26 protein-coding genes are annotated in these 24,975 nt (G+C 52.3%); 14 read left to right on the top strand and 12 right to left on the bottom strand.

Annotated elements, in window-relative coordinates; genetic code table 11:
• The first annotated feature begins 4 nt into the window (after window positions 1–4).
• On the top strand, window positions 5–982 hold the full coding sequence (locus E1162_RS07945; protein WP_155129099.1) for a type II secretion system F family protein: 978 nt from the start codon (window positions 5–7) through the stop codon (window positions 980–982).
• A gap of 7 nt (window positions 983–989) precedes the next feature.
• Here the strand turns inward: E1162_RS07945 and E1162_RS07940 are convergent, their stop codons facing one another.
• Complete coding sequence (locus E1162_RS07940) at window positions 990–1,739, bottom strand: tetratricopeptide repeat protein (protein WP_257098821.1); 750 nt, start codon at window positions 1,737–1,739, stop codon at window positions 990–992.
• Between the two features lie 230 nt (window positions 1,740–1,969).
• Between E1162_RS07940 and E1162_RS07935 the strand changes: the two genes are divergently transcribed.
• The 9 genes from E1162_RS07935 to E1162_RS07895 all read left to right on the top strand — a co-directional run bounded on the left by E1162_RS07935 (window position 1,970) and on the right by E1162_RS07895 (window position 10,314).
• Window positions 1,970–3,352, top strand: a complete 1,383-nt coding sequence (locus tag E1162_RS07935; protein WP_371311854.1) for a leucyl aminopeptidase family protein — start codon at window positions 1,970–1,972, stop codon at window positions 3,350–3,352.
• A gap of 106 nt (window positions 3,353–3,458) precedes the next feature.
• Window positions 3,459–3,809 (top strand): MarR family transcriptional regulator, encoded by a 351-nt coding sequence (locus tag E1162_RS07930; RefSeq protein WP_155129096.1) that lies wholly within the window; start codon window positions 3,459–3,461, stop codon window positions 3,807–3,809.
• Between the two features lie 30 nt (window positions 3,810–3,839).
• Entirely contained in the window at window positions 3,840–4,715 is an 876-nt protein-coding gene (locus E1162_RS07925; RefSeq protein WP_155129093.1) for a C40 family peptidase, read from the top strand.
• 113 nt (window positions 4,716–4,828) lie between these two features.
• A complete protein-coding gene (locus E1162_RS07920; protein WP_155129090.1) occupies window positions 4,829–5,317 on the top strand; it encodes a pilus assembly protein N-terminal domain-containing protein in 489 nt (162 codons plus the stop codon).
• Between the two features lie 49 nt (window positions 5,318–5,366).
• Window positions 5,367–5,894: a TadE/TadG family type IV pilus assembly protein gene (locus E1162_RS07915; RefSeq protein WP_371311853.1), complete on the top strand. Its 528-nt coding sequence runs from the start codon at window positions 5,367–5,369 to the stop codon at window positions 5,892–5,894.
• Window positions 5,895–5,914: 20 nt separating this feature from the next.
• Window positions 5,915–6,508 carry a TadE/TadG family type IV pilus assembly protein gene (locus E1162_RS07910; RefSeq protein WP_155129084.1) on the top strand — a complete coding sequence of 198 codons (594 nt, stop codon included), beginning with the start codon at window positions 5,915–5,917 and terminating at the stop codon, window positions 6,506–6,508.
• A 269-nt stretch (window positions 6,509–6,777) separates the two neighbouring features.
• A complete protein-coding gene (locus E1162_RS07905; RefSeq protein WP_155129081.1) occupies window positions 6,778–8,196 on the top strand; it encodes a bifunctional enoyl-CoA hydratase/phosphate acetyltransferase in 1,419 nt (472 codons plus the stop codon).
• 12 nt (window positions 8,197–8,208) lie between these two features.
• Window positions 8,209–9,390: an acetate/propionate family kinase gene (locus E1162_RS07900; RefSeq protein WP_155129078.1), complete on the top strand. Its 1,182-nt coding sequence runs from the start codon at window positions 8,209–8,211 to the stop codon at window positions 9,388–9,390.
• Between the two features lie 309 nt (window positions 9,391–9,699).
• Window positions 9,700–10,314: an HAD family hydrolase gene (locus E1162_RS07895; protein WP_155129075.1), complete on the top strand. Its 615-nt coding sequence runs from the start codon at window positions 9,700–9,702 to the stop codon at window positions 10,312–10,314.
• Between the two features lie 106 nt (window positions 10,315–10,420).
• Here E1162_RS07895 and E1162_RS07890 read toward each other — a convergent pair whose 3' ends face one another.
• Window positions 10,421–10,894, bottom strand: coding sequence for a DUF4265 domain-containing protein (locus E1162_RS07890; RefSeq protein ID WP_155129072.1), 474 nt, complete (start codon window positions 10,892–10,894; stop codon window positions 10,421–10,423).
• 209 nt (window positions 10,895–11,103) lie between these two features.
• Between E1162_RS07890 and E1162_RS07885 the strand changes: the two genes are divergently transcribed.
• Window positions 11,104–11,418, top strand: a complete 315-nt coding sequence (locus tag E1162_RS07885; protein ID WP_155129069.1) for a hypothetical protein — start codon at window positions 11,104–11,106, stop codon at window positions 11,416–11,418.
• 54 nt (window positions 11,419–11,472) lie between these two features.
• Here E1162_RS07885 and dapD read toward each other — a convergent pair whose 3' ends face one another.
• The 10 genes from dapD to rpmH form a co-directional block, all read right to left on the bottom strand.
• Window positions 11,473–12,324, bottom strand: coding sequence for a 2,3,4,5-tetrahydropyridine-2,6-dicarboxylate N-succinyltransferase (dapD, locus tag E1162_RS07880; RefSeq protein ID WP_155129066.1), 852 nt, complete (start codon window positions 12,322–12,324; stop codon window positions 11,473–11,475).
• 104 nt (window positions 12,325–12,428) lie between these two features.
• Entirely contained in the window at window positions 12,429–13,316 is an 888-nt protein-coding gene (locus tag E1162_RS07875; RefSeq protein ID WP_155129063.1) for a LysR substrate-binding domain-containing protein, read from the bottom strand.
• A gap of 217 nt (window positions 13,317–13,533) precedes the next feature.
• Entirely contained in the window at window positions 13,534–14,226 is a 693-nt protein-coding gene (locus E1162_RS07870; RefSeq protein ID WP_155129060.1) for a pyrimidine 5'-nucleotidase, read from the bottom strand.
• A 96-nt stretch (window positions 14,227–14,322) separates the two neighbouring features.
• On the bottom strand, window positions 14,323–15,210 hold the full coding sequence (argB, locus tag E1162_RS07865; RefSeq protein ID WP_257098800.1) for an acetylglutamate kinase: 888 nt from the start codon (window positions 15,208–15,210) through the stop codon (window positions 14,323–14,325).
• 102 nt (window positions 15,211–15,312) lie between these two features.
• Window positions 15,313–16,248 carry an EAL domain-containing protein gene (locus tag E1162_RS07860; RefSeq protein ID WP_155129057.1) on the bottom strand — a complete coding sequence of 312 codons (936 nt, stop codon included), beginning with the start codon at window positions 16,246–16,248 and terminating at the stop codon, window positions 15,313–15,315.
• A gap of 261 nt (window positions 16,249–16,509) precedes the next feature.
• A complete protein-coding gene (gene yihA / locus E1162_RS07855; RefSeq protein WP_155129054.1) occupies window positions 16,510–17,160 on the bottom strand; it encodes a ribosome biogenesis GTP-binding protein YihA/YsxC in 651 nt (216 codons plus the stop codon).
• A gap of 75 nt (window positions 17,161–17,235) precedes the next feature.
• A complete protein-coding gene (locus tag E1162_RS07850; protein ID WP_155129051.1) occupies window positions 17,236–17,874 on the bottom strand; it encodes a CatB-related O-acetyltransferase in 639 nt (212 codons plus the stop codon).
• 182 nt (window positions 17,875–18,056) lie between these two features.
• Entirely contained in the window at window positions 18,057–19,856 is a 1,800-nt protein-coding gene (yidC, locus tag E1162_RS07845) for a membrane protein insertase YidC (protein WP_155129048.1), read from the bottom strand.
• A complete protein-coding gene (rnpA, locus tag E1162_RS07840; RefSeq protein WP_155129045.1) occupies window positions 19,846–20,289 on the bottom strand; it encodes a ribonuclease P protein component in 444 nt (147 codons plus the stop codon). Before rnpA ends, yidC begins: the two co-directional genes overlap by 11 nt.
• Before the next feature lie 64 nt (window positions 20,290–20,353).
• A complete protein-coding gene (gene rpmH, locus E1162_RS07835; protein WP_155129042.1) occupies window positions 20,354–20,488 on the bottom strand; it encodes a 50S ribosomal protein L34 in 135 nt (44 codons plus the stop codon).
• Window positions 20,489–20,899: 411 nt separating this feature from the next.
• Between rpmH and E1162_RS07830 the strand changes: the two genes are divergently transcribed.
• The 3 genes from E1162_RS07830 (at window position 20,900) to E1162_RS07820 (ending at window position 24,795) form a co-directional block, all read left to right on the top strand.
• The gene (locus E1162_RS07830; RefSeq protein ID WP_155129039.1) at window positions 20,900–21,685 is read left to right on the top strand and encodes a TVP38/TMEM64 family protein; all 786 of its coding nucleotides are present in this window, start codon (window positions 20,900–20,902) and stop codon (window positions 21,683–21,685) included.
• 44 nt (window positions 21,686–21,729) lie between these two features.
• Window positions 21,730–23,190, top strand: a complete 1,461-nt coding sequence (locus E1162_RS07825; RefSeq protein ID WP_155129036.1) for a dihydrolipoyl dehydrogenase family protein — start codon at window positions 21,730–21,732, stop codon at window positions 23,188–23,190.
• A 174-nt stretch (window positions 23,191–23,364) separates the two neighbouring features.
• Window positions 23,365–24,795, top strand: coding sequence for an ATP-binding protein (locus E1162_RS07820; RefSeq protein WP_257098785.1), 1,431 nt, complete (start codon window positions 23,365–23,367; stop codon window positions 24,793–24,795).
• The last annotated feature ends 180 nt before the right edge of the window (window positions 24,796–24,975 follow it).

Raw genomic sequence — 24,975 nt, 5'->3', positions numbered from 1 at the left:
TTCTATGTTCAACAGTTTGGCGTCTCTTTTTTCTCAAGAAGCAATTATCGCAGTCCTTACTATGGTCGCTGTCACGGGCACGATTTACACTCTGGTGCAGCCATTTCTGGAGCGCGATAAGATCAAGACCAGAATGAAGGCAGCTGCATTGGAGCGCGATCAAATCCGCGCCCGCGAACGTTCCCGCCTGGCGCTGCAAAAAGAAAGCGACCGTGTAAACATTCGCATGCAGCCCAAAGAGAACATCAAGGCGTTTGTCGAAAAATACAATCTGCGCTCTTTGCTGTCTGACGAGAAGACCATTGAGACCCTAAGGCAAGCGGGTTTCCGTGGCACTGGTCCGCTATATACATTTCTCTTTATGCGTATCGTCGCGCCCATAATTTTGCTAGTCATTGCATCGTTTTACTCCTTCATTGTTTTAAAGGAGATGCTGCCAGGAAGTGTCAGGCTACTCATACCGCTCTTTGTAACTGCAATCGGTTTTTACGGGCCAAACATCTACATCTCGAACAAGATTCAAAATCGGCAGGATTCCATTCGCAAAGCTTGGCCTGATGCACTGGACTTGATGCTGATCTGTGTGGAAGCGGGAATGTCGATTGAGGCGGCCTTTAAAAAGGTTGCTGAAGAGATTGGTCTACAGTCGGCGGAACTTGCCGAGGAGTTGGTATTGGCAAACGCTGAACTCTCCTACCTTGAAGACCGCAAACTGGCCTATCAAAACCTTGCTGACAGAACGGGTCTTGATGGCGTGAAGAACGTTTCGCTCGCACTCATTCAGGCGGAGCGTTACGGTACGCCGCTTGGCTATGCGCTACGCGTTATGGCAGATGAAAACCGCCTGCAACGAATGCAAGCGGCTGAGAAAAAGGCGGCGTCCCTGCCTCCAAAACTTACAGTGCCGATGATCGTGTTTTTCCTGCCTGTTCTCATGGCAGTTATCATCGGCCCCACGATCATGCAGGTTATGTCGCTGTAAAGCTTTTTTAGGTTTTGGAGAGCATTCGTTTGAGGTAGGCGACATTCGCCCTTGCCTGAACCGGATCCATTTCCGCTTCCGCAATCTGAAGCGCTTCTTCGTAGCGCCCTTGCAATCCAAGCGTGAGGGCAAGGTTCTGCCTTACGCGGCTGTTGGCTTGCGGGGAGCGCAGAGCCAGACGAAGGGTTTCCTCGGCCATCTTTAATTCGCCTGCCAAGAGGTAGGACATGCCAAGATTATTGAGAATGGTTGGCTCACCCGGCGCTTGTTTCAACGCTAGTTGATACAGCCGCCGCGCCTCTTGTGTGCGGCCCAACTGATCGAGAATAGCAGCCTTCGCGGACATCATTCGCCACTCAGGTTTCTTCGGATCGATTGCGGCATCAAGAACGCCGAGCGCTTCCTGCAATTTCCCGTTCTCTGCCAAAACCTTACCGTAGGCTGCTGCGATTTGTGTGTCGCCGCGCATGTCAATCATCGCGCGCCGCAAAATGGCTTCGGCCTGCTCGCCTTGATCGTTCATCCGCAGCGCGGCAGCGTAGTTAAGCACCGCGGTTTTGTTGCTTGGATCATTCGCGTAGGATTTGCTCCATGAAGCCAAAGCGCGGCTCAGGTGCGGAGAGCCCGGCTCATAGCTCTTGTTGAGGCCTGTAGTTGTCGGCTTCCCGCTTGAAACACAGCCCGCCAGTGCGAGTGAGCTTAAGAGAACACCGACAAGTGGTCCTCTGGAGAATCTTTGGTACCTGCGCATTTTCATAGTTGCTCGCTCTCCCCCGTGAGCCGGAATGCGAATTTATTCCACTGCAATAATGACAGGTTAATCAATGAAGTATTAACCCTAATAGGTGGTTAATAATGACGATGATCGTTGATGCTGTCGCCTTGATAGTGCTCTTTGCTTGCGTGCTTGGGGCCGTGCAAGTAGTGTGCTTTGACCAAATTTCATGCCCTAGGCTCATGCAGCCCTCATGCACTAGGAGACTTTAAGTGCTGACTTCCCTTGTACCGTTTGATGCGGCGCTGAAACCTGTTCCCGTTTACGCTGTAACTACGCAGACTTTCGCTGAAACAGCCGAAGGGCTGGGGCCGAAAGCGGCGGGCTGGGCGAAGCTCAGTGGCTTCAAGGGCACCTCTGATTCCGTTCTGGTTGTTCCATCGGCAGACGGCTCTGTTGAGTTGGTGCTAGCAGGCCTTGGAGACAGCGAAGGTACTGCGATGCAGGCAGGTGCTGCGCTTTCTCGCGGTGCACCGGAAGGTGTTTATGCACTTGTAAATGGCTGTGAAGACGAAGCAGGCTTCGCGCTTGGATTTGCGCTGGCGTCTTATCGTTTCGATCGCTACGCCAAAGCCAAGCCAGCTAACGCTAAGCTGATGTTGTCAGAAGCTGTTGCTCTGGCGGACCTTTCTCCGGTAATTGGCGGCGCTCAGCTTGCCCGTGATCTCATCAATACGCCTGCAAACGATATGGGCCCTGCAGAGCTTGCTCAGGCAGCGCAGGCACTCTTTGATATGTTCGAAGGTTCCGTTTCCATCACCCTTGGTGAGGACCTTGAACGCGAATTCCCACTCGTCCATGCGGTTGGTAAGGGTAGTGCCCGTGCGCCTCGTTTGATTGATGCTCGTTGGGGTGATGAAAACGCGCCGAAAGTGACTTTGGTCGGTAAGGGCGTTGTGTTCGATACAGGTGGTCTGGATATCAAACCAGCCTCCGGCATGCTGCTGATGAAGAAAGATATGGGCGGTGCTGCCAACGTGCTCGGTCTTGCTGCGATGATCATGGAGGCCCAGCTTCCAATTCGTCTGCGCGTTATTGTTCCTGCTGTTGAGAATGCAGTGTCGGGGACTTCTTTCCGTCCGTCCGATGTGTTCACCAGCCGCAAGGGTCTGTCGGTTGAGATCGGCAATACAGATGCAGAAGGCCGTCTCGTACTGGCCGATGCGCTTGCATTGGCTGACGAAGAAGCGCCGGAAATGCTGCTCGATCTTGCAACGCTCACCGGTGCTGCGCGTGTGGCTCTGGGGCCGGACCTGCCTCCGTTCTACACTGATGACGAAGAGCTGGCAGAAAACATTGCAATCCATGCAGAAGCTGTGTTTGACCCGCTTTGGCGTCTGCCGCTCTGGAAGCCGTACCGCAAGTACATCACTTCCAAGATCGCGGACATTGCCAACGTAAACACCAGCGGCGCAGGCTTTGCAGGCTCTATGACTGCGGCTCTGTTCTTGCAATCCTTCGTTGAAAACGCACAGAGCTGGGCGCATTTCGACATCTACGGCTGGACACCGATTGAAAAGGATATCCGCGTACAGGGCGGCGAATGTCAGGCTGCCCGCGCCCTATTTGACCTGTTGAAAACAAAATACGGCTAAGCAATTTGGGTCGCCTTCCTGTATGGAAGGCGGTCATTCCACTAACTGAACGGAAATTAATTTCTACTAGCCTGCTTTTGGAACAGGGACTTGGGATATTCAGATCATGCCAGTTGACATTCGACCGGCACAGGCACTCAAACTTTGGCACGATGTAACACTGACGTTGGTTCGCGGTGAAGATCAGGACTTGTCTGCTCGCCAGCTGACGATCTTGTTGAGCGTATATCTTGAGCCACCGCCGCATACCGTGCGCGGCCTTGCTGAAAAGCTGGGCGTGACCAAGCCTGCCATTACACGAGCGCTGGATACTCTGGGTTCTCAAAAGCTGCTGTCACGTCGCCGCGATGAAGCTGACCGCCGCAACGTGATCATTACCCGTACCTTGGAAGGTGCCCTGTTTTTGGAAAAACTGGGCGATGTGGTAACTGAGAAGGCCGCAGAGCTTCCGCGCTGATTCCATATTCTCTTGTTGAGTGGGCCTATCATGACAGAGACTTTTGACCGCCGCTTACACCCTGTTCGTCCTGAGTTGGCTGCAGATGAGTATAGGGGGCGCTTTGAGGCCTCATCATATGTTGAAGGAACGCTCAAATCTCTGGTGACCGATAAGGAGCCATTGAGAGCCAAGCCGTCTTTGGATTCTGGCATCGATACAGAAGTGCTCTACGGCGAAACGCTGCGGGTCTTTGAAGAAACTTCTGATGGCAGGTCATGGGCGCAAAGCCTAACAGACAGCTATGTTGGCTGGCTGCCATCTTCTTCGCTGGGAACTGCAATCAACGCTACCCACCGCGTTCTGGCGCTGCGCACCTATCGCTATCCTGAAGCAGAATTAAAACGCCCGCCCGTGGGGATGCTGTCCATGGGAAGCATGGTGCAGGTCGTAGATCAGGCCGAAACACGCGGTCTGGAATACTCCAAACTATCGGATGGAAGCTGGGTCGTAAGCCGCCATCTGGTTGGTCTCGATCATAAAGTCGAGGATTGGGTGAGCGTTGCAGAGAGCATGGTTGGCACACCTTATCTCTGGGGTGGTCGCTCTACGGTTGGCACGGATTGCTCGGGCTTAGTCCAGCTATCGGCCCAAACTGGTGGCTTCAGCCTACCTCGTGATGCGGACATGCAAGAAGCTGGGGCAGGGACAGCGATTCCCTTCGATATTGAGAATCTTGCGCTCCAGAGAGGGGATTTACTCTTCTGGCGTGGTCATGTCGGCATTATGAGTGACCCTGATACACTTCTCCACGCAAATGGCTTTACCATGAGCGTTGCCTATGAGCCGCTACGTGATGCCCTTGCGCGCATTGCCAAAAATGAGTTCGGGGAACTGACTTCTGTCCGCCGACTTGTCAGCGCCTAGCGCCAAATCGCTGCTATTTAAAGTAAGGCGATGAACCCCAATACAATTTATTAGGGCTTCGTTCATTAAATGCCACCAGAATGATGGGGAGTATAAATCCCTAGAGGTGGACCATGGTGAACTGGGTACGTCGCGCAAGCGCTATAACCTGTGCGGCACTCGGAGCGGCTGCATCTTTGATCGGCATCGCGCAGGCCGGTGAGATTGACGTGATTGCTGATCAGGCGAAAGTCTTCCGCATTGATGAGCCAGCCTACACTGTGATTGTCGGTAACCCATCCATTGCCGATGCTATTATGCATGACCGCACAACCGTGGTTGTGACCGGCAAGTCCTTTGGGCGTACCAATCTCATCATCCTCAATCAGGACGCCGAGCCTATTGTCGACGAAACGCTTGTGGTTCGTGCTGACACGGAAAATCTGGTCAGTCTTTATAAGTCGGCAGAGCGCCAGACCTACACCTGTAACCCCGATTGTGAAAACACAGTTCGCATCGGTGATGATAAAGACTTCTTCTCCAATACGGGCAGTCAGGTCAGTGACCGAAATTCTCTGGCATCTTCGGGTGAAGTGGCAGCTTCCTCAATTCTACCGGAGTAATATCTAGCGCGGCGGGCTTGCTATGAATTCGAGTTGCAGAAAATTCTCAGTGTCGGTTCGATTAAGAGAGTTGTGGCGTGACCAGCGGGGTGCTACTGCGGTCGAGTTTGCCATGGTTGGCATTCCATTCTTTATGTTCATCATGGCGATTTTGGAAATCGGCTTGGTATTCTTCGCCGGTACTATTCTTGATCATGCAACCCATGAAAGCGCCCGTCTGGTTCGTACCGGACAAGCGCAGAACAGCGGAATGGATGCCGGCACATTCAAGCAGAAAATCTGCGAGAACATGACCAGCGTCATTTGCAGCGACGCCTCACGATTGCATGTGGAAGTGCTGAACTTCGATAGCTTCAGCGAAGCAGCATCTGGAACCACTTCAGTTATTGATCCCGCCACGGGCGAAGTGAATACCGGCTTCCAGTTCAATACCGGCGCTCGCAACGAGATTGTCGTTGTGCGTGCTGTTTACGAATGGCCGATGATCTCCAACTGGATCCGTGACGCGTTTCAAGATACCGCTGACGGTGACCGCCTTCTGGTCTCGACCTCTGTTTTCAAGAACGAGCCTTTCTAGAGTATGCGGGGAGAGCGGTTATGCTGGCACGCCTAACGAATAAGATTTCTGCCTATATCCGTTCTGTTAGCGGCGTTGCTGCGGTTGAGTTCGGGCTGATCGCTCCCGTTCTGCTGCTTTTATTTGTGGGTAGCGTGGAACTATCCAATGTACTGGTTCAAGACCGAAAAGTGGCGCAGGTCACCAACTCCATTGGAGATCTGGTGGGCCGTGAAGCCGATGTCACGAACGAAATGGGCAATATTCTGGACGTTGTCACACTCATTATGGAGCCATTTACCGATAATGGCCTCGTCCTTGAGGTAGGTCAAATAACCTACGATAGTGATTTGAATCCAAAGGTAGACTGGAGCTGGAGCAAGAGTGCTCAAGGGTCAGGATCATGCGGTTCAGGCCCTTGGACTGTAGGTGAGGCTCCAGCTGGAATATCACTGCCTGAAGGTATTGCCGAAGAAGGAATAAGCATAATCATCGCTAATTCCTCATATATCTACAGTCCTATTTTTTCCCAATTTCTTTCGGATTCTTTGTCACTAGGCCAGTTGACATTGGGCGATACTTACTTTTTACGTCCAAGACAGTCAGCAACTGTTGTGTTTGACCCACAATGTTAAGGTAACTCACTGTTACAATATTGTGCTAAATACAGCTGTGTCATATTTTCGCAGTTGGCCTTGATAGATTGGAAAACGCTGACAAACTGACAAGGATCAATTGCAGAACAGGCGCAAATGGTCAATAAGCCCTCCAGCATGGCGAATTGAATACCTTAGCGTACTGTTTGCTGGTGATAAGAAAGAATTCAAAACTGATATTTCTCTGCGCACGGGGAAATTTCGGAACCAGTCACTGTAGACAGCACATCACACAAAAAGAGGCCCCAATGGCTACCAACAGGACTTACGACCAGATCAAGGTCGGTGATACCGTGACACGTTCCCGTATCTGTACGGCGAACGACCTTTATGTGTATGCCCACGCATCTGGCAATGTGAACCCGCTTCACCTGCCTAACACCCAGTGGGAAGGCATCGCTGCAAAAGACGGCCCTTCCGCTCCTTTCATGTGGGTTGCTTCCCTGATTTCCGCTCTGGTCGGTAACTTCCTTCCAGGCCCAGGCTGCGTTTACCGTGGTCAGAACCTGAAGTTCCACGAAAAAGTTCGTGTTGACCAGGTTCTGGACGTAACCGCAACTGTCGTTGAAAAGCTCCCTGAAAACCTGATCCGTCTGGAAACTTCCGTGAAGCTTTCCGATGGCACTCTGGTTGCAGAAGGTGAAGCGACTGTTCTGGCTCCAACCGAAACCATTAACTACGACCCAGAAGAACTGCCTGGCCTGCTGATGAAGCGCCACCAGCACTTCGACAAGTTGGTAAAGCTGGCTGCTAAGCTTCCTGCTATCCCAACCTCCGTTGTTTGCCCTGATGATGCAAACTCTCTGGGTGGTGCGGTTCTGGCTGCACAGGCTGGCCTGATTGTTCCAATCCTGGTTGGTCCTGCAAAGCGCATTCAGGCAACTGCAGAAAAAATCGGCGCAGACATCTCTGCATACGAACTGATCGACGTACCTACCGAGAACGAAGCAGCTGCTCGCGCTGTTGCTCTGGTTCACGAAGGCCGCGTACGCTCCGTGATGAAGGGTCACCTTCACACTGACGACCTGCTCCGTCACGTTGTAAAGCGTGAAGGCGGTCTGCGCACTAAGCGTCGTATCTCCCACGTATTCGTAATGGACGTTCCTGGTCGCCCAACTCCGCTTCTGGTTTCCGACGCTGCAATCAACATTGCACCGGACCTGAACACCAAAGTTGACATCACCCAGAACTCCATCAACATCGGTCGCTCTATCGGTCTTAACCCACCGAAAGTAGCTATCATGTCTGCTCTGGAAACCGTTAACCCAGCAATTCCTTCCACCATCGACGCTGCAGTTCTGTCCAAAATGGCAGACCGTGGTCAGATCAAGGGCGGTATTGTTGACGGTCCTCTGGCTATGGACAACGCGATCGACATGGAAGCTGCTCAGACCAAGGGTATCGAATCCCCTGTTGCTGGTCAGGCTGAAGTTCTCGTCGTTCCTAACCTCGAAGCTGGTAACATGGTTGTTAAGGAACTTACCTTCCTTGCACATGCAGAAACCGCTGGCCTCGTAGTTGGCGCACGCGTGCCTGTTATCCTGACTTCCCGCGCTGACAACGATCGCGCACGTCTGGTTTCTTGCGCACTGGCAAGCCTCTTCGACTTCTACAGCCGCACTGGCGAAGCTTTCACCGGCGAAAACCTGGCTCAAGCAGCAGAGTAATAGAGTATTAGTATGTCCATCGAAACTATCCTTGTACTGAACGCTGGTTCCTCCTCCATCAAGTTCCAGCTGTTTAAAGGCGAAGAATCCGTACTTTCCGGTCAGATCGACGGTCTGGGCGCAAACGCATGGGTTAAGGGCAAGTCTGCTGAAGGCGAAACCCTTATGGATCGTGCTCTGACTGCTGAAGAAGCTCAGAATCACAACACTGCTCTGCAGGTTATTCTGGCTCTCGTTCACCAGTTCGACCCGAACGTTGAAGTTGATGCTATCGGTCACCGCGTTGTACACGGCGGCACCCAGTTCACTCACCCAGTTCTCGTAACTGAAGAAGTTGAAAAAGAACTGGAAGCAATCAACAACCTTGCTCCTCTGCATAACCCGCACAACCTTGCAGGTATTGCAGGTGCTAAAGCTGCGTTCCCAGGCAAGCCAAACGTTGCTTGCTTCGACACCGCTTTCCACCGCACTCAGGAGTTCAAGAACGAAGCTTACGCTATTCCTCTGAAGTTCTATGAGGAAGGTGTACGTCGTTACGGCATGCACGGTCAGTCCTTCCACTTCATTTCTGAAGAACTGCACAACGTTGCTCCAGAAATCGCAAACGGTAAGATTGTTGTTGCTCACCTTGGTAACGGCGCTTCCATGTGCGCGATTGAAAACGGCAAGTGCGTGACCACCACCATGGGCTTCACCCCACTTGACGGTCTTGCAATGGGTACCCGTTGCGGCCTTATCGATCCAGGCGTCGTTCTGTACCTGATCGGTGAAAAAGGCATGAGCGTTGAAGAAGTTGGTCACCTGCTGAACAAAGAGTCCGGCATGAAGGGTCTTTCCGGCATTTCTCAGGATATGCGCGATCTGGAAAACTCTGACAGCCCAGCTGCTAAAAAAGCTCTTGAGTACTACGACAACCGCGTTAAGCGCGAACTCGGTGCTCTGGTAGCTGTGATGGGCGGTATCGACGCACTGGTATTCACCGGTGGTATCGGCGAAAACTCCTCCCTGACCCGCGCTGGCGTTTGTGAAGGTCTTGAATTCCTCGGCATCGAAATCGATGAAGAAGCAAACAAGGCTCGCGCAAAAGACGCGATCACCATCTCCAAACCTTCTTCCCGCGTAAAGATCATGGCGATCCCTACCAACGAAGAAGGCATGATTGCACGTCAGACCCGCGCAATCTGCGAAGCATAAGTTTCTTCTTCACTAGAAGAATAGCTTGTTTGAAGCCGCTCTCTCCGAAAGGAGAGGGCGGTTTTTTGTTGCATAGACCTCTGTAAACCCCCGGTTAGGCATGTGGGGAAGGCTTCGCTGGTCGCATAGATTAGCAACGGCGAAAATATGGAAGGGGCTGTAACTGGCATGGCGGCGGCGATACGAACTGTGCCTGCTACAGGACCGGTAAGATGGTTGAGCCCTAAAATTTGGCCCAAAAGGCCTTGTTTTCTACGCAATGCAGGTACAAATAATGACGTAAAGTCAAAATGCTGAAAGGTACCTGCAATGTCACGTCCGACTGCCGTTGTTTTTGATATCGGCAATGTTCTGATCCGCTGGGATCCCGAGAACCTCTACAAAAAGCTCATTCCTGATGAGGAAGAGCGTAAGCACTTCTTGGAAAACATCTGCACGTACCCTTGGAATTTGGAGCAGGACCGAGGTCGCCCTTGGGACGAAGCGATTGCACTGCTGGTAGAGCAGCATCCCGAGAAAGAAGCGCTCATCCATGCTTACTGTGACCGCTGGGAAGAAATGCTGGATGGGCACATCGAAGGGACTGTCGCGATCCTTCAGGATCTCAAAGCCCATAATGTGCCGATGTACGCTATCACCAACTTCTCGGTCGATAAGTTCGAGCACGCCAAGCTCATCTTCCCGTTCTTGGCGGATTCCTTCATCGATACAGTGATTTCTGGCGAGGAAAAGCTTCTGAAGCCGGACCGTGCGATCTATGACAAGCTGCTTGAGCGCAACGGTCTGAATGCCGCTGATCTGGTCTTCATTGATGATACAAAAGCGAATATCGAGGCCGCGCAGGCTCTAGGAATGCATGCGGTGCATTTCCAGTCTCCAGAGCAGGTGCGTGAAGAGCTTAAGGCAATGGGCCTGCCTGTTTAACGAACAGGCGTTGTGCCAGCCGAGGCTTGGAAGCTTATAGGAATGTAATTAGGCAGAGCGCCAACAGGGATACGCTTATCCCTTGGCGCTCTTATCGCTAATAAGATTACTTTGAGTTGGCCGCTTCTGCCTGATAGCAGTGGCCCTCTTCAAACTCCCAGATGTTCATGTGGGAGACATCTTCAAGGATGATGATTACTTTTTTTACGTTGACGGTCGGCGGCACGTCCACGCTGAATAGCGGGATATCGCCATCAATGTCTTCGCATGTGCAGCCAAGTGCTGCGAGCTTAAGCCACTGTTCCTGAAACTCTTCAGGCGTTGCTGTTTCTTCCACTAGAATGCGGAATGTCGAGTGGCCGCGATGCTTGAAGATCTCGGAAAACTGTAGGCCGCGTTTGGTTCGTACACCCGTTACCTCGTCATTGAGGCTCACCCCTTTTGCAAGGAACGGCATATTGTCAACGCGGTAGCGATTTCCCCCAAGTGGGGTAACCCAAAGGGTTTCCTTGCCAGCTCCATGCCACTCCTCTGGATCCAGAGGGAAGTCCATCTTCATAACGTTTTGATTATTTGACATAGGCATTCGCGTTCCGGCGCAAGGTTCTTATTTGGCGGCACTATAGCGGTGATCTTGCTGTACGCAATACAGCCAGTGACTCTCCTAAATTTTTTACCAATAAAAACAGAAGGCATTGAGTATGAAGGGCGCTTGTTTTCACGCCCTTTCATTCGCTCCGTCAATGGGTTGTGCCTTAAGTAACCTAATCCGTAAGAGGAGCGAAAATAATGCCAAATATAACCTGCTTTGCTAGTGGAACCAGACGCAACTCGATACAAAAGGCCACGTTGGAGCCTGTCGGTGGTGGTGGCGCAGCATTCACTTGGGAGCGTGGCACCATGCAAGACTTCGGTCTCTATAACCCGAATGTGCCTGCTGGCAACTATACCTTCAAGGCAATAGCGTTGGATCAAAGTGGCCCTCATGGGCTTCAAACAGCAATTGCAATTCCTGTTGCAGGGAATACCAGCTTCAGTGAAGATGATTTGCGAATGACCGCCCAACCGGGATATGGGATCAATGTGACCTATCCGGTGGTCTAACAAAAAAGCCGGAGCAGAGGCTCCGGCTTTGTCGAAACGAATGTGTTTCTAAACTTAGTCGCGCAGAAGTTCGTTCACAGAAGTTTTTGCACGGGTCTGGGCGTCTACGCGCTTCACGATGACCGCACAGGCAAGGTTAGGGCCTGGAGTACCATCTGGCAGCGGCTTGCCTGGCAGAGTGCCTGGAACAACCACAGAGTATGCAGGAACTTCACCAACGAACACTTCGCCGGTGTTGCGGTCAACGATCTTGGTGGTTGCGGAGATGAACACACCCATCGCAAGAACAGCACCTTCACGTACGATAACGCCTTCAACAACTTCAGAACGTGCGCCGATGAAGCAGTTGTCTTCAATGATAACCGGGCCAGCCTGAAGAGGCTCAAGAACGCCGCCGATACCAACGCCGCCGGACAGGTGAACGTTTTTACCAATCTGAGCGCAGGAGCCAACGGTTACCCATGTGTCTACCATGGTGTTTTCGTCAACGTACGCACCAAGGTTCACGAAGGAAGGCATCAGAACTGCGGATTTGCCAACGAATGCAGAGCGGCGAACGATGCAGCCCGGTACAGCGCGGAAGCCGGCCTGCTGGTAATCAAGCGCACTCCAGCCATCAAATTTGGAAGGAACTTTATCCCACCAGCTGGCACCACCAGGAGCACCGGAAATGAGCTCCATTGGGTTCAGGCGGAAGGAAAGCAAAACAGCTTTTTTCGCCCACTGGTTTACGACCCAGTCACCGGAGGATTTGTCAGCAACGCGCAAGATACCCTTATCGAGCAGATCAAGCGTTTTCTCGACAGCGTCACGCACATCGCCGGTGGTTTCGGTGTTGATATTATCGCGGTCATCGAATGCAGCATTGATCACTGCTTCGAGCGCAGCAAGGTCGTTCTGACTCATGGACGGGAGTTCCTTTAAAGTCTTTGTCAGTTTCTCGTAGGAATGAGGTACACGCCCCGCTGGCCTTCCGTCAATATGGAAGCAGCGGGGAGTATTACGACTGTTTAGTCCTGCGATACGTTTCTGGCAGCAGCCTGCTCGATCAGCCAATCGCGGAATGCAGCAACAGGGCGGGTCAGCGGCTTGTTAGCGTTGCGCACAAACCAGTATCCCGTTTCCATAGAAGTCTTCGGCCAGTCTGGAACCATAAGGTGACCAGCTTCTACTTCCTGCTCTACAAAATGGGTATCAATAGAGATCGCGCCCATACCTGCAACAGCGCCCTGAATAGCCATGTTGCGGCTTTCAAACATCGCGCCGGATGTGCGGTCAGAGTGGTTGAGCTTTGCAGCATCAAGCCAGATCGGCCAGTCATCACGGCGGGAGGATGTGTGCAGCAAACGCAGGTTATCCAGCAGCGAGATATCCGGGTTAGAGTTGCCTTTGGCCAATGCAGGAGCAAACGCGACAACAAGGTCCTCATTCCACAGCATGTGGCGTTCTACATGAGGCCATGCGCCGTTTCCGAGGCGAATTGCGCAGTCGTAGGACTCACGGTCCAGATCGACGACGCGCATGCTGGTAGAGATCAGAAGCTCGATATCAGGATGCTTTGCCTGAAAGTCTGGCAGGCGCGGAATAAGCCAGCGCGTTGCAACGGTAGAGAGCGTGGAGATGCGCAGCTCAGTACGGCTGCGGCGTCGGAATGCTTCTACAGCATGCTCGATTTGATCAAAGGAGTTGCCCAGACTGGATGAAAGGCGTTGCCCTTCTTCAGTTAGCGCAAGGCCTCGGCCATCGCGCACAACCAGAGCCGCTCCCAGTTCATTTTCCAAAGAACGCAGCAAGTGCGTCAGCGCTGAAGGAGTTACGCCAAGATCTTCCGCTGCGCGGGCAGCGCGGCCATGTTTGGCCAGAAGGGAGAAGGCGTGAAGAGCGCGCAGAGAAACCATAAGCGACCTACATTGGTAAACATGTTCTTGAACAATTCTCAATATACGAGTGGTCGGTCAAGTTCCAAGGAAAGCTGCGCTATGGGTATTAGTATCTATCGTTCTGGGGATTTTTTCTTAAAATTATGCGGCAATTTCACTCCGACCAGCTCCGCCCCTGTGAATTTAGCGGTCTGGTCAGAGAAAAACGAGGCGTTCAAGTGATTTGATTCGCTTATTAAAGTTCCCTAAGGACCTGCTGTAGGAATGAGCCCAGATTGTCCGTTACATGGTGTACGTAGGGCTGGTTTTCGCCCTCCATTTCCCAAGCTTCACGGAAAACCTCTCTCGTTCCTTGCGGAACGACCAAGACCGTACGCATACCTAGTTTGTCAGGTGCAATGAGGTTTCGTGACAGATCCTCAAACATTGCAGCCTGCTTAGGGTCAATGGAATTCAGCTCCAGAAACTTCGAATAGGTTTCCATGGCAGGTTTTGGAATGAGATCTGCTTCGACAATTCCGAAAATATCGTCAAAGTGATGAGTGATACCCAGCTTGCCGGCTACTGCTTCCGCGTGCTTGCGCGTGCCATTTGTAAGAATGTAGCGCTTGCCCGGAAGGCGCTGGATAGCATCGCTCAACGCATCATCTACCTGCAGGCAGGAATGGTCGATATCGTGCACGTACTCGAGAAAGTCGTCGGGCTCGATCTGGTGTTCCATCATCAGCCCGCGCAGCGTTGTGCCGTAGGTTTTGTAGTAGTCCTTTTGCAGCTTGCGAGCATCAACAGGGTTCTTGCCAGTAAGCTTCTGAACGTAGCTGCTGATCTTCTTGTCGATCTGATCAAACAGGTTCGAATGGGCAGGATAGAGCGTGTTGTCCAGATCAAAGACCCAGTTGGTTACGCCCTTAAAATCCGTAGGTGTCATAGTGCCTCGACAGTTACATTGGGCTCAGCAGCATAGTCTCATAGCCCCTCTTAAGAAAGGGACTATGATCCAGCTTATTGATTTCTTTGTCTGTGATTAAGGAACCAACAGTGTGCCTGCACCGTGATCGGTGAACAGTTCCAGAAGAACCGCGTGGGCTTTTTTGCCGTTCACAATAACAACACCTTCAACGCCCAGTTCCAGCGCATCAATGCAGGTTTCGACCTTCGGGATCATGCCGCCTGAGATGGTTCCATCTTCAATGAGAGCACGAGCTTCGGCCACGGTAAGCTGCTTGATCAACTCGCCGTTCTTATCGAGTACGCCTGGTACGTCGGTAAGGAATAAAAGACGCTTTGCATCCAGCGCGCCAGCAATGGCACCTGCAAAGGTATCTGCATTGATGTTGTAAGTTTCGCCGTCGCGGCCCGGTGCAACCGGAGCGATAACCGGAATGAGGTCCTGTTCAAGGATCATTTCCAGCGTGGTCGCGTTTACTGTGTCCGGTTCACCCACAAAACCGAGGTCGAGAACCTCCTCGATTTTGGAGTCTGGATCACGGTGCTTGCGAACCAGTTTGCGGGCGATAACCATGTCACCGTCTTTACCGCAAAGACCGATCGCGCGGCCACCTTCGGCGTTGATTGCCTGAACAATGCTCTTGTTGATGGAGCCTGCCAGAACCATTTCAACAATCTCGACAGTTTCTCTGTCGGTAACGCGAAGACCGCCTTTAAACTCACTGTGAATGTTGAGACGCTTGAGCATCGCGCCGATCTGCGGGCCGCCGCCGTGCACAATAACAGGGTGAACACCTGACTGACGAAGCAGGGTCACATCACGGGCAAAAGCGATAGCAAGTGAATCGTCTCCCATGGCGTTGCCGCCATATTTAATGACAACACGTCGGTTGTCATAGCGCTGCATATACGGAAGAGCCTGAGCGATTATATGGGCGCGGTTTGTTGCATCAATCGAAGTCATGGGAGCCTATACCTGAACTAAACAGTGTCGATAAGACGGTAAGGGGCGAGCGGAAGAATGCCGCCCGCCTGCATGCGCTTATAACGTGCTTTATCTTATTGCTCAAACCGCTACTGGCATGTTGGCTTGAGTAGATTCACTGCTTTGTTGCGAAAGTTTATTCATTAGCTGGTCAAGCGGCATAGGGCGGTGAAAGTAAAAGCCTTGAATCTCAACAGGGCCATAGCTTTTTAGGCGCGTCAGTTGCTCTTTGGTTTCTACGCCTTCCGCAGTTACTCGTAGGCCCAATGCTTTGGCGCTTGTAATTAAACTTTTACAAATGTGCCAATGAACGGGGCGTTCGGTTTTCACGAGACTACGGTCAATCTTAATTCGGTCGATGGGAAGCGTGCGTAAGGCCGACAAGCGGTTTTTACCTGCACCGAAATCATCAAGCGCGATGGAAAAACCGTAGTCATGCAATCGTTTCAGAACATAGGAGGTGTAGAACGTTGCGTTCGGATTTACATCCTCTAGCACCTCGAACTCCAAAGACTTCGGGCAAAGACCCTGCTGGCGGACCTTGCTCAATACGTGCTTGGGAAACTTCGTGTCTTCCAGCTGAACGGCGTTGATATTCACCGATACCCTAAAGCCATCGGAACAGGTTGATCTGATGGTTTGGAGTGATGAAAGAGCGCTGTCTATGACCTGCTCGCCAAGCCGCTTGTGCAGGTACTTGGGGACCTTAGGAAGAAAGCGATCAGGGCAGAGTAGGCCGAGATATGGGTGTTGCCAGCGAAGCAGTGCTTCGGCGCCTGTTATGTGGCCTGTTTTCGGGTTTACGATTGGCTGATAGTGCTGGACAAATTCTCCATTGTCCATGGCGCGGCGGATATCTTCGGGAAACAGGTGAAGTGGTTGAGCTCTATGTTTCTTGGCTCTGAAGAACTGGTTTTCAAACCCCCTTATCCAGCCGGAATACTGCATGAGCAGCCTTATTTTCCCATCTGGAAAGGTCAGCCTTGAAGGCACTTGTTTTGAACTAGGTGTCATCATGGCGTCCCCTCGAGTATTCAGGATCTGCCGTGATTATTAGTTTGGAAGTGCACAGTTGCTGACCCACGTTTCCCCTCCAGCATTAAGCTAGCGTTTACTATAGTATCTTGAGGAAAGTTACCTATCGTCAAGTAAGGGGCGGCGGTGCTGGGGAAACAGTGGGGAAGGAGCGCGTAAAACGTTCATGCGCTCGAAAAAGTGATCGAGGGTAGAATGTGTGATTCTCCGCTTCTGGGGCAGAACCACACATTCAAAAATTACTCAGCCATTGGAGGTGAGCGTCAGGATCTCAGCGCGAAGCTCATCAAGGCCCCATCCTTTTTCAGAGGAGGTAACAATGATTTCCGGATAAGCTGCTGGCCGTTTGGAAAGTAGCTGAAGCGTATCTGCTTTCACCTTTTCCAGCTCGGATGCCTTGATCTTATCGGCCTTGGTAAGCACCACCTGATAAGGCACAGCCGCCTTGTCAAGAATGGACATAGCTTCGATGTCGTTTTTCTTGATGCCATGGCGCGAGTCAATCAAGGTGAACACGCGGCGCAGGGTGCTGCGGCCACGCAGGTACTGGAAAATCAGTTTCGTCCACGCATCAACCATCCCCTTTGGAGCTTCTGCATAGCCGTAACCCGGCATATCGCAAATCGCGACAGGGGATTCATCTGCGTAGAAGAAGTTCAGCATCTGGGTGCGGCCCGGCGTATTGGAAGTCTTCGCCAAAGCATTGCGGTTCGTAAGCGCATTAATCAGGCTGGACTTACCAACGTTAGAGCGGCCTGCAAAGGCAATCTCAAGCGGCCCCAAAGGTGGCAGCTGACGCATCTCTTTTACACTGGTTACGAAATACCATTCGCGGGCAAACAGAAGGCGCCCAGCTTCAAGTTCTTCTTCGGTTCGTTCTTTCTCTTGTGTCATGGCACGCCTTGTAGCGGCGAAAAGGGCATCAGTCGAGCCCTGTTGCCGCCTGCAGTTAAAATCAGTTGCCCTCTGTTATATTGCCTCGCGCAAAAGCTCAATCTTATTACCGCGGATAGCATCAAGATTGCGCTTCACTTTGTCTGCGGGCCAGTTCCACCACGCAATGTCGAGCAACTCTGCGATGGTGGCTTCATCAAAGCGGCGCCGAACAATACGGCCCGGATTGCCAACGACGATCGCATAGGGAGGCACATCTTTTGCCACCACAGCCTTTGCGCCGATGATAGCGCCATCGCCAATGGTCACACCCGGCATGATGTGGCAGTCGCGTCCGAACCACACATCATTGCCAACGATTGTGTCTCCGCGGTTGGCTTGCGCAAACGTGGCAGGGTCGAAGCCTTCTTCCCAGCCATTGCCGAAGATGCTGAATGGGTAGGTTGAGAAACCATCCATGGGATGATTGCCACCGTTCATCTGAAAGGTTGTACCTGTCGCCAAAGCACAGTAACGGCCAATCACCAAACGTCCTGTCCCGCTCTCGTAATGATAAAGCACGTTGCGCTTTTCAAATTCGGCGGCAAACTCAGGATCATTGAAATAGGTGTAGTCGCCCACTTCGATCATTGGGTGGGTGATGATGTTCTTCAAGAAGACGGTGTGGGGTTCGCCATTAAAGGGATGGCGTGTGTCAGGGCTCGGTCCAAGCATGAAAGCTCCAGTGAGTTTGATCAATACAAATTGGCAGGAATAATTGTGCGCCTAATTGTTCACTGGTCCGGCTCCTTGGCTTTCTCGGTAGCTCGTTTCATATCATCAGCGCGAGCCAATGGCCAAAACAAAAACGGCGCGGGAAGCCCGCGCCGTTTTCAATTCATCAGTCCTGAGAACCACTATTCTTTTTTATCGCCGGATTTGCGATTGAAGGTCGTTTTCAGGTTGTCGAACAGTTCCAGCTTTACGCCCTGACGACGCATGATCACGCCCTGCTGTACGATGGACAGGAAGTTGTTCCATGCCCAGTAGATCACGAGACCTGCAGGGAAGGTTGCCAGCATGAAGGTGAAGATCACAGGCATCCAGTTGAAGATCATCTGCTGTGCAGGTTCTGCTGGAGCCGGGTTCATCTTCATCTGCAAGAACATGGTTACACCCATGATCAGCGGCCAGATACCGATCATCAGAATGCTTGGCGGATCCCAAGGGATGAGGCCGAACAGGTTGAAGATCGTGGTTGGATCTGGAGCGGAAAGGTCCTGAATCCAGCCAAAGAACGGCGCATGGCGCATTTCGATGGTGACGAAGAGAACCTTATAGAGCGAGAAGAACACAGGGATCTGGATCAGGATCGGCAGACAGCCTGCAAGCGGGTTGATCTTCTCCTGCTTGTACAGTTCCATCAGCGCCTGTTGCTGCTTCTGGCGGTCATCCTTGTACTTCTCGCGGATCTCGTTCATCTGCGGCTGCACGAGCTTCATTTTACTCATGGAGACGTAGGACTTGTTCGCCAGCGGGAAGAAGATTGCCTTCACAATGACTGTCACGAGCAGGATAGCAACACCGAAGTTACCGGTGATCGTGTACAGCCAGTCAATGACCCAGAACATAGGCTTGGTGAGGAAGTAGAACCAACCCCAGTCAATCAGCAGTTCGAAGTCTTTGATGTTGTCAGCGCTCTGGTAGCCGTCCAGAAGGTTGGAAACCTTCGCGCCAGCAAACAGCATGGAAGCGGATTCGCCAGTGCCACCAGCAGGGATCTTGACAGCTTCGCCGAGGAAGTCGGACTGATAGTTGTCAGAAACCTGATTGTAGGTGAAGCTAGGCTGGAACTTGTCACCCGGAGTTGGGATGAGAGTTGCTGCCCAGTACTTGTCGGTAAAGCCGAGCCAGCCCTGATCAACGCTCTGCGGACGAACATCGCCGTCTTCGCGAACGGTTTCATAGTCGACTTCGGAAAGACCTTTTTCGCCAAATACACCGATCATGCCTTCGTGAAGCACGAAGTAGCCAGAGGTCTGCGGCTCACCGTGACGAACGATCAGGCCGTATGGGTACAGCTGAACGTCTTTGTCGGTGTTGTTCACAACGCTCTGGTCAACGTCGAACATGTAGTTCTCGTCAACGGAGATGGTGCGCTTGAACACAAGACCTTGACCGTTATCCCAGCTAAGGGTTACCGGAGTATTCGGGGTAAGGGTTGCGTCGCCGTCGATGCTCCAAACGGTGTCTGCCTTAGGCAGAGCAAGGGATGCACCCGGATCAGCTACCCAGCCGTATTCGGCGTAGAATGGGTTAGCAGTGCCTTTAGGAGACAGCAGCTCAACGGTTGGGCTGTCTGGATTATCGGTCTGCTTGTAGTCTTTCAGACGGAGGTCATCGAACTTGCCACCCACCAGATTGATGGAGCCGGAAAGCTTAGGGGTATCGACCTTAACGCGTGTAGACTGCGCCAGAGCTGCATCACGCGGCAGCACAGTTCCTTGAGAGGCACTTGCACCTGGCGCGCTCACGGTTGCGCCGTCAGCACCCACGACAGGGGTCGTGGAACCGGCTGTCTTGGCTTGTTCCGCCTGGATCGCTTGCTGGGCAGCCTGCTGTTGTTCCAGCTGAGGCTGGGCATAAAAATATTGCCAACCCAGTAGTACAGCCAGCGACAAAACAATCGCCAGGATCATATTCCGATTATCGTTCATCGACTAGATCACTCGTATTCATAGGGTGGGTAACGTCAGAGCGTGCCACGGAATCATTAGATTTTCGTTGCGCCGCCTTATGTCCCGAATTTCTGTTTGAAGATTTGTTCTTCTTGAACGCAGTTTTCAAGGCACCGGTAACATCTTTGACGAGTAACTCAAAGGGTTGGGAGAGCGCGCCCCTGCGTCCAATGAGCACGTAGTCTGCTCCTGAAGCACCTGCGGCCACTCCGACATCTCGCACTGCTGCGCGAAGCCGGCGCTTGATCCGGTTACGCTCTGCGGCGTTACCGGTCTTTTTGGTTACGGTGTAACCCATACGTGGAGCGTCATCGACACTCGTTTTTGCTGCTTGAAGCACAAAAGCGCGCCGAGCTGTCCGCCCGCCTTTTGCGACGGTCAGAAACTCGGAGCGCTTTTTAAGTGTTTTCATCGTTTATTCGCGGCGAATATCGCACTTTTATGGGTTAAATTAAGTGGTCTCCGCCGCAAAGCCATTAAGCGCTGAGACGCTTACGGCCTTTTGCACGACGACGTGCGAGAACCTGACGGCCGCTTTTGGTTGCCATGCGAGCGCGGAAGCCGTGGCGACGCTTACGCACGAGGCGGCTTGGTTGGAAAGTACGCTTCATCTTCTTTTACCTAGTATTCAGGGCAGAACCCTGACTGTAAATGTTATCTTGATAGCTACCCCCGAGCCCTTTTCAGGGGAGGCCACGGGCTAAACGCGGCACGGGTCGCTATTCTTCGTCGTCGGCGCTTATATGCGTCCACAGTAGTCAAGTCAATGCGTCGGCTTGATGAAAGTGAAGTGAATCGAGCAAATGGGCCAACTAACTCCTGTCCCAAGCTCCGTCTTTCCGAAATTTGGTTGAATTAATCCAGAGCCAACAAACCTGTGATTACAGGTTTACCGTAAAATTAGGTAGAAATGAGAAAATAGAAAGTCAGAGAGCGATCCGAGAGATTCGCGGTGCTTCCTAGCTTTCGATCTACGTGATTATGCAGGTGTTCTCACTCTGTGAGACTAGGGAATGGCGCTGATGGGAAAAACAAATAACGAGGAAACCAGAGGTTTGGCAGTTCTGCTGAATTGGCGCGTAATTAAACGCTGGCTGCCGCTTGTCGTAATTGGCGGCACGATGGCTTTCGGCTTTTCTATGGGCTGGCACGAGCAGCTGACTTTGAGCGAGTTGATAAAGAACCGGCTGCTGCTTGAAAACGCCGTGGTTGAGTATCCTGTTTTGTCTGTGCTCATCTATATGGGTGTCTATATCCTTGCCGTGTCTCTTTCATTCCCCGGTGCTTCATTCCTGACCATTTTGGGTGGCTTTTTGTTTGGCTGGTGGCTTGCAGGTACGGCAACCGTTATCGCGGCAACAATTGGGGCGGCTCTTTTATTTCTTGCCGCACGAACCTCCCTTGGAACAACTCTCAAGGAGAAAGCTGGACCCTTCCTGAGCAAGATGTCCAACGGCTTTCAGGAGAACGCATTCTCGTACCTTCTGTTCTTGCGTTTGACCCCGGTCTTTCCATTCTGGCTGGTCAATATCGCGCCTGCGCTCTTCCATATGAAGCTATCGCCCTATGTGCTTGCAACGGCAATTGGCATCATTCCCGGCACCTTCGCATACAGTTTCGTAGGGTCTGGTCTGGATAGCATCATCGCAGCACAAGAGGCAGCAGATCCGGGCTGTGCATCAGCGGGGCGTTGCCAGCTGGATATCGCGGCGCTCATCACGCCTCAGCTTCTCCTTGCATTCGCTGCTCTTGGAATTGTGGCCCTAATTCCGGTTGTCGTGAAGAAGCTACGCAAACCTCAAGCCTGACCGCTCATTACGCTAAGCGCCCTTTTTGAATGGGATAGATAACAATGAATATTTCCGAGCATGCTGTGCTGACCGAAACAACCCTTCTTGAGCCGGACATTTGCGTTATTGGTGCTGGGTCGGGCGGCCTAACAGTAGCAGCTGCGGCTGCGGCCTTTGGCGTTGATGTTGTTCTTATCGAAAAAGGCAAGATGGGCGGTGATTGCCTGAACTATGGCTGCGTACCGTCCAAAGCGTTGCTGGCTGCTGGCAAGGCTGCTGCTGCCTATAAAAAGGCGGAGGCGTTTGGCATCCATGAAGGACAGCCGACGACCGCCTTTGAGCAAGTGAATGAGCACGTACATGACGTGATTGCCCAAATCGAGCCGCACGACTCGGTTGAACGCTTTGAGGGGCTAGGGGTAACTGTGTTGCAAGGAGCAGCGCGCTTTGTGAGTGAAAACGAGGTTGTTGTCGGCGCCACCCGCATTAAAGCGCGGCGGTTTGTATTGGCTACAGGATCAAGAGCGGCTGTTCCGCCCATTAAAGGGCTCGCAGATGTGCCTTATCTTACCAATGAAAGCCTCTTTGATCTAAAGGATGCTCCAGAGCACCTTGCGATTATCGGCGCAGGCCCTATCGGCATGGAAATGGCTCAGGCGCACGCCCGTCTTGGCTGCAAGGTAACAATTCTGGAAGCGCAAACGGCATTGGCTGTTTTCGAGAAGGAAGGGTCAGAAATCGTCGTAGACCGATTGCTATCCGATGGCGTGCATTTCCATGAGAATGCGAAGGTGCAGGAAATCAAAAAGTCCGCGAGTGGCATAACCGTTGTCTATGAGGACAGCGTTGGTGCACTTCAAGAGCTTGATGCCTCTCACCTTCTTGTCGCGACTGGCCGTAAACCCAATACGGAAGGGTTGGGTCTGGATGAGGCTGGCATCACCCATAGCCCAAGAGGCATCGAAGTAGATAAGGGCCTTAGAACCAGCAATCGCCACGTCTATGCAATTGGTGATGCTATTGGTGGGCAGCAGTTTACGCATCTGGCAGGCGCTCACGGCTCGCTGGCAATTCGCTCCATTCTCTTCCGCTTGCCTGTAGATCACACAAAGCTGGTTATTCCCCGTGTTGTCTATACAGAGCCTGAACTAGGCGAAGTCGGGCTCACCGAAAAAGAAGCGCGGGAGAAGTTTGGCGATAAGGTTCAGGTTCTTTCCGCCAGCTTTAGCGGCAACGATAGAGCTGTAGCAGAGCGCGATACTGCAGGTGGTGTAAAGCTGATCGTTGGCAAGGGCGGCAAGCTGCTTGGCGCTAATGCGGTTGGAACACAAGCGGGCGAGATCATCTCCATGCTGTCAGTGATGATCAACAAGGGCATGAAAGTTTCTGACCTGCTGTCCGTCATCTTCCCTTATCCGACAAGGGCTGAAATCGTTAAACGCGCGGCCCTGAGCTACTATAGTGAAGCACCGAAAAAGCCTCTGGTGCGCAAACTCATCTCGCTTCTGCAAAGGCTCGGATAGCATGTCGGGGCTGCCTCTCCGGTATTTTAACTAGTTTCCGGTTCTGATATTAATGAGTGAGTGTTTTGGTTGGGGCAAAAGGGCCTTGTTGTAGGTATGCAGGACAGTAACACGCCGCGTAATGCAGAAGGGGTGCCCGCTTCCAGATGGAAACGGTGGCGGCCTTCGCTTGGCTTGTCTAGCAAGCTTCTGCTGCTGACGGTCGCCTTCGTTATGATCAGCGAAGTGCTCATCTTTGTTCCATCAATCGCCAATTTCAGAAACACATGGCTGCGGGACAAGCTCGCCGTTGCAGGTGTGGCAGCAACGGTGATGACCGAGGCGAAGGTGCTCTCGCCTGAACTGAAGCAGGAGCTGCTGCAAACGACGGGCGCGACAGCAATTGCCTACACTGAGGGTAATACCCGCTATCTGATCGCTCGTGATGCTGAGACTGGACCAGTTACCGGCACAATCAATATGTCGTCCGTAACGCCTTGGGAGGCGATCCACTGTAGCTTTGGAACTCTGTTTGGGCTGAAGTCTGGCTCGGTTCGCGTTATCGGCGCTGTTGGAATGGGTGAGGGGCGCACGGTAGATATGATTATCCCCGTTTCTTACATGCGCAAAGACCTGCTCGATTATTCCTTCAACATTTTGCAGCTGTCGCTTGTCATTTCGGTTCTCACCGCAACGCTTGTGTTTCTCGCTCTGCGCTGGCTCTTCCTGCGTCCTATGCAGCAGATCTTCCAATCCATGGGTGCTTTTGCCCGCGAACCGGAAAACGCGCGAACATTCTTAAAGCCGAGTGACCGTTCTGATGAGCTCGGGGAAGCGGAGCGCCAGCTAGCCAACATGCAAAGAAGCCTCAATCAGGCACTGCATCAGCAAAGGCGCATGGCTGATCTTGGCTTGGCTGTTTCCAAGATCAACCACGACATGCGCAACCTGCTTGCATCCGCGCAATTGTTCCTTGAAAGGCTGGAGGGACTGCCGGACCCGACTGTTCAGCGCGTCGCTCCTAAAATTCTCGCAACGCTTGACCGCGCTGCCCGCTACACCAGCGCTGTGCTTTCCTACGGCAAAGCGCAGGAGGCACCACCGCAATTGCGTCTCGTCCGCCTGCATAACCTCGTAAACGATGTTTCCGAGGTTCAGGGGCTTAATGCCAACGATGACGTTCAGCTGGAAAACAAAATCGCAACGGACCTTGAGCTAGAGGTGGACCCGGAACAGTTCTTCCGGGTGCTTCAAAACCTTTGCCGCAATGCGGAGCAGGCCCTTGCTGGCGATAAGGACGCGTCAGTGGTCAAGCGCATTACCTTTGAGGCGCAGACCGGCGGAGAGCAGATAAGGCTCACTGTAACCGACACCGGACCGGGCGTGCCTGAAAAACAGCACGCGAGTTTGTTCAAAGCATTCCAATCCTCTGGCAAGGTTGGCGGAACAGGTCTTGGCCTTGCTATCGCTGCGGAGATCGTTCGTGCCCATGGCGGAGAGATAAAACTCAACACAGAAAACGCTGTTGGCGCGTGTTTTGAGATTTTTTTGCCTTATCGACACATAGAAAAGTCGTCAGAGCAGGTCACTAGGCTCTTTCCAGTGGAACGACGTGAGCGCGGGTAAGAAATTTTTACGATATATTCCGGCAACTTAGCTACTTATGATTGCGGTGTTGTTAGGTATAGATACGTGGATTTGGATAGTTTTTCCTCACTTTCGAGTTTCTTTATCCCCAATTCACAGATGTCCTGATAAAAATCGATGAAAGCGCTTGCCAAGTGCTCAAGAGGTGAGTACATAGGC

Source organism: Pseudovibrio flavus, assembly GCF_009711345.1.
In the GTDB taxonomy this organism is placed as follows: domain Bacteria; phylum Pseudomonadota; class Alphaproteobacteria; order Rhizobiales; family Stappiaceae; genus Pseudovibrio; species Pseudovibrio flavus.
Note: the sequence above shows the minus strand (reverse complement) of the source record. Positions and strands in the feature narration are given on the sequence as shown.